9 protein-coding genes and 1 pseudogene are annotated in these 13,495 nt (G+C 74.1%); 5 read left to right on the top strand and 5 right to left on the bottom strand.

Going from position 1 to position 13,495, the window contains the following annotated elements; translation table 11 throughout:
- The first annotated feature begins 251 nt into the window (after window positions 1-251).
- On the top strand, window positions 252-1,691 hold the full coding sequence (locus tag ACZ4WV_RS09475) for a GuaB1 family IMP dehydrogenase-related protein (protein WP_465744488.1): 1,440 nt from the start codon (window positions 252-254) through the stop codon (window positions 1,689-1,691).
- 270 nt (window positions 1,692-1,961) lie between these two features.
- Here the strand turns inward: ACZ4WV_RS09475 and ACZ4WV_RS09470 are convergent, their stop codons facing one another.
- Window positions 1,962-2,897, bottom strand: a complete 936-nt coding sequence (locus ACZ4WV_RS09470; protein ID WP_465744486.1) for a DUF5995 family protein — start codon at window positions 2,895-2,897, stop codon at window positions 1,962-1,964.
- A gap of 192 nt (window positions 2,898-3,089) precedes the next feature.
- On the opposite strand from ACZ4WV_RS09470, the gene ACZ4WV_RS09465 reads away from it, so the two are divergent.
- Window positions 3,090-3,920, top strand: coding sequence for a poly-gamma-glutamate hydrolase family protein (locus tag ACZ4WV_RS09465; RefSeq protein WP_465744485.1), 831 nt, complete (start codon window positions 3,090-3,092; stop codon window positions 3,918-3,920).
- Between the two features lie 37 nt (window positions 3,921-3,957).
- Here ACZ4WV_RS09465 and ACZ4WV_RS09460 read toward each other — a convergent pair.
- Both ACZ4WV_RS09460 and ACZ4WV_RS09455 read right to left on the bottom strand, forming a co-directional pair.
- Window positions 3,958-4,347 (bottom strand): annotated as a pseudogene (locus ACZ4WV_RS09460) (DUF3224 domain-containing protein).
- Window positions 4,348-4,511: 164 nt separating this feature from the next.
- Window positions 4,512-5,600 carry a PP2C family protein-serine/threonine phosphatase gene (locus ACZ4WV_RS09455; RefSeq protein WP_465744483.1) on the bottom strand — a complete coding sequence of 363 codons (1,089 nt, stop codon included), beginning with the start codon at window positions 5,598-5,600 and terminating at the stop codon, window positions 4,512-4,514.
- A 212-nt stretch (window positions 5,601-5,812) separates the two neighbouring features.
- On the opposite strand from ACZ4WV_RS09455, the gene ACZ4WV_RS09450 reads away from it, so the two are divergent.
- From ACZ4WV_RS09450 to ACZ4WV_RS09440, 3 genes are all read left to right on the top strand, one after another.
- Window positions 5,813-6,784 carry an RluA family pseudouridine synthase gene (locus tag ACZ4WV_RS09450; RefSeq protein WP_465744482.1) on the top strand — a complete coding sequence of 324 codons (972 nt, stop codon included), beginning with the start codon at window positions 5,813-5,815 and terminating at the stop codon, window positions 6,782-6,784.
- Window positions 6,785-6,873: 89 nt separating this feature from the next.
- The gene (locus ACZ4WV_RS09445; RefSeq protein ID WP_465744480.1) at window positions 6,874-7,635 is read left to right on the top strand and encodes an SDR family oxidoreductase; all 762 of its coding nucleotides are present in this window, start codon (window positions 6,874-6,876) and stop codon (window positions 7,633-7,635) included.
- On the top strand, window positions 7,632-8,699 hold the full coding sequence (locus ACZ4WV_RS09440) for an S-adenosylmethionine:tRNA ribosyltransferase-isomerase (RefSeq protein ID WP_465744478.1): 1,068 nt from the start codon (window positions 7,632-7,634) through the stop codon (window positions 8,697-8,699). The genes ACZ4WV_RS09445 and ACZ4WV_RS09440 overlap by 4 nt, the downstream gene beginning before the upstream one ends.
- 33 nt (window positions 8,700-8,732) lie before the next feature.
- Here the strand turns inward: ACZ4WV_RS09440 and ACZ4WV_RS09435 are convergent, their stop codons facing one another.
- Window positions 8,733-9,137, bottom strand: a complete 405-nt coding sequence (locus tag ACZ4WV_RS09435) for a nuclear transport factor 2 family protein (RefSeq protein WP_465744476.1) — start codon at window positions 9,135-9,137, stop codon at window positions 8,733-8,735.
- A 203-nt stretch (window positions 9,138-9,340) separates the two neighbouring features.
- Window positions 9,341-13,021 (bottom strand): SpoIIE family protein phosphatase, encoded by a 3,681-nt coding sequence (locus tag ACZ4WV_RS09430; RefSeq protein WP_465744474.1) that lies wholly within the window; start codon window positions 13,019-13,021, stop codon window positions 9,341-9,343.
- Window positions 13,022-13,495: the final 474 nt, after the last annotated feature.

Raw genomic sequence — 13,495 nt, 5'->3', positions numbered from 1 at the left:
TGAATGCTACGGGAGCGCTCCGCGCCCGGGCGAAAAGCCGATGTCGGAGAGATCGCTTGGAGGATCGTCCATGTCTACGCGCGGAGCATTGATCACGGATTGTGCACAGCACCAGCGATATCCCCCGAACTGGCTTTTGGCCCCGCCCTCACGGAGAATCGAACGCTGGGTGCAGGGCGCCCGAGTGCGCCCCGGCGGCCCCGCCGCAACCGCACCCGAGGTGTAATTTCTCCCAGCCAGAGAGCCCATTCATGCGTTTCCTGAACGACCTCAAGCCCTCGTACGACCTGACGTACGACGACGTCTTCATGGTCCCCAGCCGTTCCGCCGTGGGCTCCCGGCAGGGTGTCGACCTCTCCTCGAACGACGGCACCGGCACCACCATCCCGCTGGTCGTCGCCAACATGACCGCCATCGCCGGCCGCCGGATGGCCGAGACCGTGGCCCGCCGCGGTGGCCTGGTCGCCATCCCCCAGGACATCCCCACCGAGGTGATCGCCGACGTCATCGCCTGGGTCAAGCAGCGCCACCTGGTGTTCGACACCCCGATCACCCTCTCGCCCGGCGCCACCGTCGCCGAGGCGCTCTCCCTGTTGCCCAAGCGCGCCCACGGCGCCCTCGTGGTCGTCGAGGACGGCAGGCCGGTCGGCGTGGTCACCGACTCCGACTGCCAGGGCGTCGACCGCTTCACCGGCCTCGCCGACGTCATGTCCCGCGATCTGCTGCTGCTGGACGAGGACGTCGACGCGCGCACCGCCTTCGACAGGCTCTCCGAGGCCCACCGCAAGCTCGCCCCGGTGGTCGACGGCGAGGGACGCCTGGTCGGCATCCTGACCCGCAAGGCCGCGCTGCGCGCCACCCTGTACACCCCGGCCGTGGACGCGAACGGCAAGCTGCGGATCGCCGCCACCGTCGGCATCAACGGCGACGTCGCGGGCAAGGCCAAGGCGCTGATCGAGGCCGGGGCCGACGTGCTGGTGGTCGACACCGCGCACGGCCACCAGGAGAGCATGATCAGCGCGCTGCGCGCGGTGCGCGGCCTGGACCCGCAGGTCCCGATCGTGGCTGGCAACGTGGTCTCCGCCGCCGGTGTCCGCGACTTGGTCGAGGCGGGCGCCGACATCCTCAAGGTCGGCGTCGGCCCGGGCGCCATGTGCACCACCCGGATGATGACCGGTGTCGGCCGCCCGCAGTTCTCCGCCGTCCTGGAGTGCGCCGCCGAGGCCCGCCGGCTCGGCAAGCACGTCTGGGCCGACGGCGGCGTGCGCCACCCGCGCGACGTCGCCATGGCGCTGGCCGCCGGCGCCTCCAACGTGATGATCGGCTCCTGGTTCGCCGGCACCTACGAGTCCCCGGGCGACCTGCAGACCGCCGCCGACGGCCGCCAGTACAAGGAGAGCTTCGGCATGGCCTCGGCCCGCGCCGTGAGCAACCGCACCGCCCAAGACTCCACGTACGACCGCGCCCGCAAGGCGCTGTTCGAGGAGGGCATCTCGCACTCCCGGATGTTCCTCGACCCGGCCCGCCCGGGCGTGGAGGACCTGATCGACTCGATCGTGGCCGGTGTGCGCAGCTCCTGCACCTACGCGGGCGCCAGCAGCCTGGAGGAGTTCCACGAGAAGGCGATCGTGGGCATCCAGAGCGCGGCCGGCTACGCCGAGGGCAAGCCGCTGCATTCCAGCTGGGCCTGATCCGGCGTGGCGGGCCCCGCTCCGGCCTGACCGCGGCCGGCTGTGGTCCGCCCTGGCCGGGCTGGGTGCGGGCCGCGCCTGACCGCTGCGTCTGACCGCTGCGTCTGATCGCTGCCTCTGATCGTTGTGCTGGATCACGGCGCTCGGTCGGGTCGCGCGTGATCGGGCTCGCCTCGCCGCCCCCGATCCGGCCGGGCCCGATCCTGTTCCCGTCCGGCAGACCCTGATCCGGCTTCGGTCCGGCTCGGATCGGGACCGGTTCGGGATCGGCTACGGCCGCCCCCGCCGGGCCCGACCCGGCTGGGCCCGCCCGCTCGCGTCCGTACCGTCGGCCGTCCGGCTCCTCGCCTCGGGGAGCCGGGCGGCCGTTGCGCGTGATGGCTCGACCGCTCCGTTGATCGCCCCCTCGACTGCCGCCACGTCCCGCGCGGCGGGCTCGCCCGGCCCGCACGGGAGCAGCAGCGCGCGGCTGAGCAGCCCGACCGAGCCGTCCAGGGCCGCGGCGAAGGCCCGAGCGGCGGCCGGGAGCCGGCGCAGCTCCCAGAGCGTTTGCACGGCCGACCAGGCCCCTTCCCGGGCCGCCTCCACCGACCAGGTGCCGAGCAGGTGGGTGAGCGGTTCGGCGCACTCCAGCAGGTCGGGCCCGGGCATCAGCTGCTCCCGGGCGGCCGTCTCCACCGCGGCCAGCACCCGGTTGATCCGGTGGTAGTCCGCCTCGACCTCGGCCGGTTCGCAGCCCCGGCGCCGGCAGACGTCGATCACGGCCAGCGGCAGGTCGTGCTGGATGTGGGCGTTCATCCCGGCCAGGGCGAACTGCAAGGGGTGCACCCCCGGGTGGGCGCGCAGCGCGAACAGCGGCCGCCAGCAGGCGGGCGGCTCCTGCCCGGCCGCGTCGGCGGCCACGGCGCGCAGGTACCGCCCGGCGAACACCACGTCCAGCTCGGCCATCGCCGGTGGGTCGGCGAAGTAGACGTCGGCCAGCCGGTCGCGGACCGCCTCGGTGACGGTGAGGTAGAGCCGGTTGAAGACCGCCACCCCGTCCGCCGGAGGCAGCTGCGCCGCGAGCCCCCGCAGCCGTCCGACCACCTCCTCGACCGTGCCCGGCGTCCGGGCCCCGACCGTACGGGCGGCCGCCGGGCTGGCCGTCGCGGTGCCGGTTGTCGCTGCGGGTGTCGTCGCGGTGCCGTCCGTCGCTGTGCCGCGCATGCGCCACCTTCCGAGGCCGATCGTCCACTGATCGCATCATCGTGGCAGCGTGGATGGTGTCCGGTGAGCGCCTACACACGTCCATCGAGCCGGTGTCACACGATCAGTCGGACCGCTCGGGCCCCTGCGCGGCATTGACCGTGACTTTGCTGTGACTTTACCCGTACCCCACCTGCTGCCATGATCGCGACCGTGATCAACCGTCGAACCCTGATAGCCGCCCTCGCCGCGGCCCCGGCCATCAGCGCCATCGGCGCCGGGCCGGCGAGCACCGCTGCGAACGCCGCCGACCTCTACTCCTCCAACACGGCCCTCTACGCCGACCCGTCCGTCGTCGAGGGTGTCGACTACGGCCGCCGCTACCGCCGACACGTGATCGACGACCAGAGCGTGAAAGCCGGCACGCCGTTCGTCCGGACCACCGTCATCGCGCCGCACGGCGGTGGCATCGAGATCGGTACCTCCGAACTGTGCCTGGCCATCGCCGGCTACCACCCGGCCGACCTGTCCCCGACCCCGGCGGCCGGGCCGGTGCACGACTTCTGGCTGTTCGAGGGCCTGCGCTCCTCCGACAACGGCACCCTGCACGTCACCTCGACCCACTGTGACGACGGAATGGCCCGCGCGATGTGCGCCGGCAGCCTGAACGTGGTGGCGCTGCACGGCTGCACCGCCGCGCAGGCCGGCCTGGAGACCGGCGCCCAGGCCGTGCTGGTCGGCGGCCTGAACTCCACCCTCCGCACGTACCTGATGGAGGAGCTCGCCGCGGCCGACGTCCGGGCCGTGACCGCCTCCGGGGAGGAGGAGATCGCGGGCATCGCGCCGGAGAACATCTGCAACCGCAGCCTGCTCGGGATGGGCGCCCAGCTGGAGATGACCACCGAGCTGCGTACCGCGATGTTCGCCCGGGGCAAGAACACCCGCGTCGGCCGGGCGGCCAACACCCTGCCGCTGTTCTGGAGCTTCACGACCGCGGTCCGGACCGCGATCCAGCGGCTGGAGGCGACCCAGCCCGTCCTGTGACGGACGGCCCGCCGGCTGTGCGCGCCGCGGCCGGGCGTCAGCCCAGCTCGTACGCCAGCACGTAGGTGTGGGCGCCGGACTCGTCGACGGACAGCCGGAAGTCCCCGGTGATCCCGGCCAGCTCGCCCGTCCCGGTGCCCGGCACCACGCGTATGGTCACCCCGGTGGTGTCCCAGGCCGCGTGCTAGAGCACGAACGAGCCCTGGCGCCCGTCCAGTTCACCCGTCACGTGCTCCACCGCGACGTACGAGGCCGGCTCGCCGGACGGCTCGGCCACGGACAGCATCCGCACCTCGCTGTGCCCGCTCAGCCCGCCCGTGAAGGTCTTGGCGATGCTGACCCGTCCGAAGGCGGCGCCCTCGCGCTCCTCCGTCTCCACCGGCTCGAAAGCGGTCACCTCGAACGACCCGCTCGCCTCCGCACCCATGGCCTGCTCCCCTCGTCGGTCGTCTCCCCGGCCGACGCCCGCCGACCGGGCGGTCAGGGGCGCGCCCGGGATCGGGTGGCCGGCGCGCCCCTGACCGTGCGTGAAGCCTTGCACACACCACTGACAACCGGCCCGTCGGCGCCCGACCGGCCGGGCCGGCGCCGTCAGTGATCCCAGCGCAGCGCCAGCAGCGCGGCGTCGTCGGCCAGCCCGGCGTCGCCGACCCAGCCGCGGACGTCCGCCAGCAGCGCGTCCAGCAGGTCCGCCGGATTGCTCCCGTGCAGACCCGGCAGCCGCTGCTCCAACGGGTAGAACCGGCCCTCGGCGTCCCGGGCCTCCGCGACCCCGTCGGTGTGGAGCAGCAGCAGATCGCCCGGGCCCGGCTCGAAGGCGCTCGCCCGGTAGTCCTCCCCGGTCAGCTCGCGCAGGCCCAGGGGCGGAGCCGGGACGGGCGGCGCCAGCTCGCTCACCGCGCCGCCCCGGCGCAGCAGCGGGGGCGGGTGCCCGCAGTTCACCACCCGCACCGGCCCCCGGCCCGGCGCCACGTCCAGCAGCAGGGCGGTGGCGAACCGCCCGTCGCCCGGGCGCGCGGTGAGCGCCGCGTCCAGCCGCTGCGCGAGCAGCGCCGGGTCCGGTTCGGTGCGCGCCGCCTCCCGGAACACCCCCAGCACGTCCGCGGCCGTCTCCACCGCGGAGAGGCCGTGCCCCTGTACGTCGCCCACCAGGATCCGCACCCCGAACCGGGTCTCCACCACGGCGTACAGGTCCCCGCCGATCCGGGCCTCGGCCGCCGCCGCGACGTAGCGCACCGCCAGGCGCAGCGCCCCGATCCGCTCGGCGGGCGGCCGCAGCAGGGCCCGCTGCGCCGCCTCGGCCACGGTCCGGACCTGGAACAGCTCCCGCTCACGGGCCGCCACCAGCACCACGCTGCCGGCGCTGGCCAGGGTCGAGGCCAGGACGGTGACCGGCACGCTGATCCGGACGGAGGACGGCAGCTGGGCGTGGGCCGACTCCAGCAGGCAGACCGCCAGCAGCGCCGCCGCGCCGACCAGCAGCGGCACCCGCGCCTTCCGGGTGGTCGCCCCGGCGAGGACCGGCGCCACCGCGAGCAGCGGCGCCAAGGTCGTCCCGGGGCCGAGGGCCAGTGCGGTCACCACGGCGGCGACCAGCAGCACGAGGGCGCCGTACAGCAGGAGCCGGGTCCGCCGAGGCAGGTGCAGGGGTGGCAGCCCGTCCGGGCCGTCGGCGGTCACACGTTCTCCTTCGCGGTTCTGCGGTTCTGCGGGTCCTACGGGCCCGGGTCCGCGAGTCAGCAGGTCAGCGGGTCTGTGGACCGGCGGGTCTGCGGACCCCAGGGCCCGGGGGCCTTCGAACCACTCTCCCCGCCCCGGACCGAGTCAGCACCTCGGGGCGGGCCGGCCCCCGCCCCGGACCGCTCGCCGCGCCCACTAGGCTGGGCCGGGAGATGAGACGCAAGAGCCGCCGCCCGACCTCCCCCCTGCCCCAACGCCACGGCGTGGACCCGGTCCACCTGCGGCTGCCGCTGGAGGGCGGCTGGCCGACCGTGCGGGACCACCTGGTCGAGCGGCTGCCCGCCGTGGGCGCGCCCCGGATCGACGCGGCACTGCGCGACGGCGAGATCTTCGGCGAGGACGGCCCGATCGCCTCCGACGAACCGTTTCGCCCCGGGGCGCACCTGTGGTTCTATCGGGACCTCCCGGACGAGGTGTCGGTCCCCTTCGAGCTGGTGGTGCTGCACCGCGACGAGCACCTGGTCGTGGTCGACAAGCCGCACTTCCTGGCCACCACCCCGCGCGGCCGCCACGTCGCCGAGACGGCGCTGTCCCGGCTGCGGCACGGCCTCGACCTGCCCGCGCTCAGCCCCGCGCACCGGCTGGACCGGCTCACCGCGGGCCTGGCGATGTTCGTGGTCCGCCCCGAGGACCGCGGCGCCTACCAGACGCTGTTCCGCGACCGCCGGGTGCACAAGGAGTACCAGGCCATCGCCCCGTACGACCCGGAGCTGACCCTGCCGCGCACCGTCCGCAGCCACATCGTCAAGGAGCGCGGGGTGATCGCCGCCCGCGAGACCGACGCGCCGCCGAACAGTGAGAGCCGGATCGACCTGCTGGAACGGCGGGACGGCCTGGGCCGCTACCGGCTACGGCCGCTGAGCGGGCGGACCCACCAGCTGCGCCTGCACATGAGCGGCCTCGGACTGCCGATCCTCGGTGACCCGGTCTACCCGGTGGTGCTGCCCGAGCCCGCCCCGGACGACTTCCGCCGCCCGCTGCAACTGCTCGCCTCCGTCGTCGCGTTCACCGACCCGCTGACCGGCCGGGAGCGCCGCTTCGAGAGCCGCCGAACCCTCGCTGCCTGGACCGACCCGCAGGGCTGGGCGGACGGCGCGCAGCGGCCCCCGGAGGACGGGTCGTAGGACCGCCCACCGATCTAGGCCGAACGCCCGATCCGGCCCCGGTTCCGGCGACCGATCCGTCGCCGTCTCGGCGGCGGGATCGTTGTCCCATGAACGCAGCAGAGCACACCGCGAACGCGGCAGAGCACACCGCCCCCGTCGCCCTGATCACCGGCGCCTCCCGAGGGCTCGGCCTGGCCCTCGCGCACGCCCTCGCCGCCGAGGGCTGGCAGCTGGTCATCACCGCCCGCGGCGCCTCCGAACTCGCCGAGGCCGAAACGGCGTTGGCCGCCGTCACCAAGGTGGTCGCGCTGCCCGGCTCGGTCGTCGACGACGACCACCGCGCCCGGCTGGCCGCGGCCGCCGAATCGCTCGGCGGCGCGAGCCTCCTGGTCAACAACGCCGGCACGCTCAACGGCGCCGCCGCGCCGGATGCCGAACCGCTGCCCAGGCTGGCCGACTACCCGCTGCCGGACCTGCTGGAGACCTTCGAGGTCAACGCACTCGCCCCGATCGCCCTCACCCAGCTCCTCCTGCCCCAACTGCGCGTCCACTCCGGCGCCGTCCTCAACATCAGCTCGGACGCCGCCGTCGAGGCGTACCTCGGCTGGGGCGGCTACGGCGCCAGCAAGGCCGCGCTCGACCAGGCGACCGCCGTACTCGCCCGGGAGGAGCCGGAGTTGAAGGTCTGGGCGGTCGACCCGGGCGCCATGCGGACCCGGATGCTGCAACAAGCCGGCCCGGGTGAGGACATCTCCGGCGAGCCGCTGCCCGAGGAGGTCGCCCCCGTCCTGCTCGGCCTGCTGCGCGACCGCACCCCCTCCGGCCGTTACCGCGCCGAGGACCTCGCGGCCGACCGGAGTGGGCGATGACGGCTCCGACCCTCCTCGGCCCGGAGCTCACCGTCCCGCCCGAACTCTCCGCCCGCGAACCGGCGGAGGCCCGCGGCGGGGCCCGCGACGGCGTGCGGATGCTGGTCGGCCGGAGGGCCTCCGGCGGCGTCGAGCACCGCCGCTTCACCGAACTGCCCCAGGTGCTGCGTCCCGGTGACCTGCTGGTGGTCAACAACTCGGCCACCCTGCCGGCCGCCCTGCCGGGCCGACTGCCCGACGGCACGCCGGTCGCCCTGCACCTCTCCTCCGCCCAGCCGGACCACCGCGGCACCCACCTGGTGGAGTTGCGCAAAGTGGTGCCCGGACAGGCGGCGGCCTACTACCCGCCGGAGGAGTCCCCGGCCCGCCCCGGTCTGCGGATCGACCTGCCGGGCGGCGCCACCGCCGAGCTGACCGGTTCGTTCACCGCCCGCCTCTGGTACGCCGAACTCTTCCTGCCCGTACCGTTGTTGCGCTACCTGGAGCTGCACGGCAGGGCGATCCGGTACGGCTACACCGACCGCGACTGGCCGATCGAGGCCTACCAGACGGTCTTCGCGACCGTCCCCGGCAGCAGCGAAATGCCCAGTGCCGCACGCCCGTTCAGTCCCGAAGTGGTCGCCCGGCTGGCCGGCCGGGGCGTGCTGGTCGCGCCCGTCACCCTGCACACCGGCGTGGCCTCGCCGGAGGTACACGAGGCCCCGTACGCCGAGCGCTTCCACGTCCCGGCGGCCACCGCCCGGCTGGCCCGTCACGTCCGGGACGGGGGCGGCCGGGTCATCGCCGTCGGCACTACCGTGGTCCGCGCCCTGGAGTCGGCCGCCGGGCCCGACGGTACGCTCCAGGAGGCCGACGGCTGGACGGAGTTGGTGATCACGCCGGAGCGCGGGGTGCGCGCCGTGGACGGCCTGCTCACCGGTTGGCACGAGCCCCGGGCCTCGCACCTGCTGATGCTGGCCGCCGTCGCCGGTCGTCCGCTGCTGGCGGACTGCTACCGGGAGGCGGTCCGGCACCGCTACCTGTGGCACGAGTTCGGGGACGTCAACCTGCTGCTCCCGGACTGACCGCGCCCGGCCGGCCATGGCCGTGCCGAGCGTTCAGGCCAGCAGGGTCTGCGCCACGTGGTGGGTGTCCAGGTACTCGCGGACGGCGGTGATCAGCCCCTTCTCCACGGTGAACACTCCCAGGCAGTGGTTCTCGTAGGTGGAGCCGTTGGCCGCCTTCCCGATGGTGGTCCATTCGGCCACCGCCTGCGGGCCGTCGGCCAGGACGTGGGTGAGGGTGATGGCCGGCAGGCCGTCGGCGGCGAACAGGGTGCCGATCTGCCCGAGGAAGTCGCCGAAGATCTCCTGCTTGCCCCGCCAGGTGCGGGACAGGGCGAGGCTGCCCGGGTAGGTCCAGGTGGCGTCCTCGGCGAACAGGGCGATCGCGGCGTCCAGCTCGCCCGCGGCGATGCGGTTGACGTAGTCGGTGACGACGGTACGGGCGTCGGGCTGCTGCATGGTGGTGGCTCCTCTGGTGCCTCCGGTCGGGGCTCTCCCGCCGTGGCACCAGCAAAGCCCAGCGGCCGACGGAGCGGCCAACAACCACCGGGGCGGCCCGACAACCTCCGGTTGTCCATGCAGGCCCATGCCCACGGGCCCACGGGCCTACAGGCCCACGGGCGTACAGGCCCACGGTCATCCGCGCCTTCGGGGCGCGAGGGCTAGCCGGCCGGGAAGCCCGGTGGCAGCTCCAGTTCGAACCAGACCACCTTGCCGTCCCTGGTCAGGCGGCTGCCCCAGCGGTGCGCCAGTTCGTTGACCAGGTGGATGCCGCGCCCGCCCTCGTCCTCGGCGCGGGCGCGGCGGATCCGGGGCGTTCCGCTCTCCTGGTCGGCGACCTCCACGGTGAGCACCCGGTTGCAGTAGAGCCTCAGTTGGGTGGGGGACCCGGCGTGCACCAGGGCGTTGGTGATCAGCTCGCTGGTGAGCAGCTCGGCCCAGTCCACGAGCGCGGTCAGGCCCCAGGCGGTCAGCGTCTCGCGGGTGAAGCGGCGCGAGTGGGCGACCATCGCGTGGTCGCCGGTGAGCGGCAGGATCGCGATCCGGTCCGCGCCGGTCGGGCGGACCTGCGCCATGATGAGGGCGATGTCGTCCTCGGGGGTGTGGCCGGCGAGCCTGGTCAGCACGGCGTCGCAGGTCTGCTCCAGGGTGGGCCGGCGAACCGCGACGGTGCGGCGCAGCAGATCCAGGCCCTCGTCGAGGTCGTGCCCCCGGCGTTCGACCAGTCCGTCCGTGTAGAGGGTCAGGATCGCCTCCTCGGGGAGGGTGAACTCGACGCTCTCGAACGGCACTCCGCCGACCCCGAGCGGTGCGCCGGGCGGCAGGTCGATCAGGTGGGCGTTGCCCTCGGTGTCGGCGACCACGGGTGGCAGGTGGCCGGCGCAGGCCGCGGTGCAGCTGCGGTCCACCGGGTCGTACACCACGCACACGCAGGTGGCGAACTGGCCGTCACCGAGCGCCGTGGTGGCCTCGTCCAGCCGGTACAGCACCCGCGCCGGTTCCAGGTCCAGGGTGACCAAGGTCCTGGCGACGGTGCGCAGTTGGCCCATGGTGGCGGCGGCCCGGATGCCGTGGCCCATCACGTCGCCGACGATCAGCGCGACCCGCCCGGCGGCGAGCGGCACCACGTCGAACCAGTCGCCGCCGACCTCGCTGACCACGCTGCTGGGCAGGTAGCGGTAGGCCAGCTCCAGGCCGATCGTGCGGTGGATCTCCTGGGGCAGCAGGCTCCGTTGCAGGGTGAGCGCGGTGTCCCGCTCACGGCGGTAGAGCCGGCCGTTGTCGATCGCCAGCGCGGTGCGGGCGACCAGCTCCTCGGCCAGCGAGCGGTCCGCCGGGCCGAACGGCACCGGATTGCGGGTGCGGACGAACTCGGCGCCGCCCAGCACGAGTCCGCGTGCCACCAGCGGCACCATCAGGTACGAGTGCACCCCGGCGTCCAGCCCCGGCTGCACCCGGTCGGGGGAGGCGACGATCCGGCGCAGCTCGTCCTCCGTCACGTCGGACACCAGGATGGAGCGCCGGGTGCGCAGGCTCTGCGCGTACACCTCGGCGGACTGCGAGGTCTCGCCGACCTGGTCGGCGGCCGCCGTCATGCTGCCGTCGTCGGCCGTCTCGCCGACCGCCACGGCCCGCATCAGCACCGACCCGTCCCGAGGCACCGGTCCAGGCTCCTCGCCGCTGAGCACCGCGTCGCGCAGGTCGACGGTGACGAAGTCGGCGAAGCGCGGTATCACCACCTCCACCAACTCCCGGGCGGTGCGGTGCAGATCGAGCGTGGTGCCGATCCGGTTGCTGGCCTCGTTCAGCAGGCCCAGCCGCTGCTGGGCGGCCCAGGCCTCGTCCAGCGCCCGCTGCCGGGCCGCGGCCGCGTCGCGCTCCCGGGTGAAGAGCAGCGCGTTGTCGATCGACACCGCCGCCCGCACCGCCAACTCCCCGGCCAGCGCGAGGTCCTCGTCCTCGTACGGGCGCTCCACCAGGGTGCGGTAGAAGCCCGCGACGCCGACCGCGCTGCCGCGCGCGATCAGCGGCACGACCATGAAGGAGCGCACGTTCTGCTCCCGCACGGCGGCGGTGCGCACCGGGTCGTCGGCGAACCAGGCCATGCCCTCCTCGTCCATCCGCGGCACCAGCACCGGCTTGCGGTGCGCCAGGCTCCATGCGTACGGCGAACCGGGCAGGAAGCGGTGCACCCCGCCGAGCCGGTCGATCGGTTCGAGGGTGGAGCCGCGGACCGAGTGGAAGGCGATCCGGCGCAGCAGCGCCGAACCGTCCGGTGCGGCGCGGGCCTCCCGCTCGCCCCGGACCAGGTCCTCCAGCACCTCCACCACCACCGTGTCGGCCAGCCGGGGCGTCGCCACCTCGGCCAACTCCTGGGCGGTGCGGTCGATCTCCAGCGTGGTGCCGATCCGGGTGGAGGCCACGTTGACCAGCGCGAGCCGCTCCTGGGCGGCCTTCGCCTCGCGCAGCGCCTGCTGCCGGGCCAGTACGGTCTGGTGTTGGCGCAGGTACAGCCGGGCGTTGTCGATCGCCACGGCGGCGCGCGAGGCCAGCTCGTCGCCGAGCGTGATGTCGGCCTCGGCGAAGGACTCCCGCTCGCCGCGCCGCGAGTACACCACCATGCCGAGCGTCGTGCCCCGCGCCACCAGCGGGGTGATCCGCACCGAGCGCGGCCGGTCGCCCAGGAACGCCTGGCGGCGGCTCTCGTTGATGCCCTCGCTCAGCGGCGGCAGCTCCCAGGACGGAACCACCGCCGTGCGCCCGGTGGTCAGCGCCCGGGCGTACGGGGAGTCGGGCGGCAGCTCGTACACCGTGTCCACCGGCAGGGCCTCCGACGGGTACAGCGGGTCGGCGGTGGCCATCGCCAGGCGGCGCACCAGTTGCGGGGCGTGCGGGTCGAGCGGCTCGACGTTGCGGCCGGCCACCAGCGCCTCCAGGGCGAACACCCCGCTGATGTCGGCGACCCTGGGCACCATCGCGTCGGCCAGCTCCCGGGCGGTCTGCCGCAGGTCCAGCGTGGTGCCGATCGAGGCGGTCGCGTCGACCAGCAGAGCGAGCCGCTCCTGCGCCCGGGCCGCCCGGGCGTCCGCGCGGTAACGCCCGGTGATGTCGATGACGGTCGCGCTGACTCCGAGCACCCGCCCGGCCCGATCCACCAGCCGGAAGTACGAGGCGGACCAGGCGTGGTCGTGCCGGCGGTCCCCGGGGGTGCGGCCGTGCGAACGGAAGTCCACCACCGGCTCGCCGTCCGCCAGCACCTGCCGCATCACCGCCTCGGCCTCGGTGCCGTTGATCCCGGGCAGCACCTCGGTCAGCCGGTGGCCCAGGTGCTCCCCAGGGGGTAGCCCGTTGGCCCGGGCCAGCGCCTCGTTCAGCCGGACGAAGCGCAGTTCGGTGTCGAACACCGCCATGCCGACCGGGGACTGGGTGAAGAACCCGTCCAGCACCGCCAGGTCCGCCTGGATCCGGTGCAGGGTGGTCACCTCCGACGCGACGGCCAGCACCAACGGCGCACCGCCGGGCCCGCGAATGGGGTGGGTCCGGAACTCCAGGTTCACCAGGTGCCCGTCCCGGTGCCGCACCGGGAACACCCCGGCCCAGCCACGGCCCGCGAGGATCTGCCGGAACAGCTCCAGCACCTCCGGCCGCTCCTCGTCCGAGGTCAGCAGCTTCGCCGCCTTCTGGCCCACCGCCTCGTCCGCGCGGTAACCGAGCAGTGCCTCCGCGTCGCTGCTCCAGTGCAGGATCCGCCCGTCGGCCTCGATCAGCGCCGTGGCGATCGGCACCATCAGCAGGGCATCCTGCTGCGGCTCCCCCTGACGCTGCCCTTCGTCGTTCGCCATGGCCAGAGACCCGCCCGGAGATCGTTCCCACCAGCCCTGCCATCGTCGCACGCGGCCCCCGGCCCGCGCTCCTCGTGGCCCCGGTGGCCGTTGATGCGGAGCCACGAGGTCGCGACGGAGGCAGCTGCGGGTGTGGCGCGGGGCCCAGTGGGACCACGGCACGGATCGGGTCTCGGCGCCCACCGTTGGGTGGTGGAGCCCATCGTCCTTCCTCGGCATCGCCGTGTGCCCGATCACCCACCGGCACGACCGACGCCTTCGTCAGGACCTTTACGTCGCGCCCCCAACGCGGTGGTCGAGATGCGACTATCGGACATTCGGCAGCGGCTTGGACCCTCGGAGCCAGGCCGGCCTGCCCGACTTCGGCGAGGCCTTCACGGACCTCGCCCACCCCGGCGCCGACCAGCTCGCTGAGCCTGCGGAGATCGCCGATGAGATGACCGAGAGGGACGACTCCGCCATTCGCCACCGGCG

It is taken from the genome of Kitasatospora sp. NPDC029312 (genome assembly GCF_055569215.1).
The sequence above is the reverse complement of the archived record's forward strand: the minus strand, read 5'-3'. Positions and strand labels throughout refer to the sequence as shown.

Coding starts and splice junctions, on each gene's coding strand:
- ACZ4WV_RS09475 (WP_465744488.1), top strand. CDS start 252: ATGCGTTTCCTGAACGACCTCAAGCCCTCGTACGACCTGACGTACGAC.
- ACZ4WV_RS09470 (WP_465744486.1), bottom strand. CDS start 2,897: ATGCGCGGCACAGCGACGGACGGCACCGCGACGACACCCGCAGCGACA.
- ACZ4WV_RS09450 (WP_465744482.1), top strand. CDS start 5,813: ATGAGACGCAAGAGCCGCCGCCCGACCTCCCCCCTGCCCCAACGCCAC.
- ACZ4WV_RS09445 (WP_465744480.1), top strand. CDS start 6,874: ATGAACGCAGCAGAGCACACCGCGAACGCGGCAGAGCACACCGCCCCC.
- ACZ4WV_RS09440 (WP_465744478.1), top strand. CDS start 7,632: ATGACGGCTCCGACCCTCCTCGGCCCGGAGCTCACCGTCCCGCCCGAA.
- ACZ4WV_RS09435 (WP_465744476.1), bottom strand. CDS start 9,137: ATGCAGCAGCCCGACGCCCGTACCGTCGTCACCGACTACGTCAACCGC.
- ACZ4WV_RS09430 (WP_465744474.1), bottom strand. CDS start 13,021: ATGGCGAACGACGAAGGGCAGCGTCAGGGGGAGCCGCAGCAGGATGCC.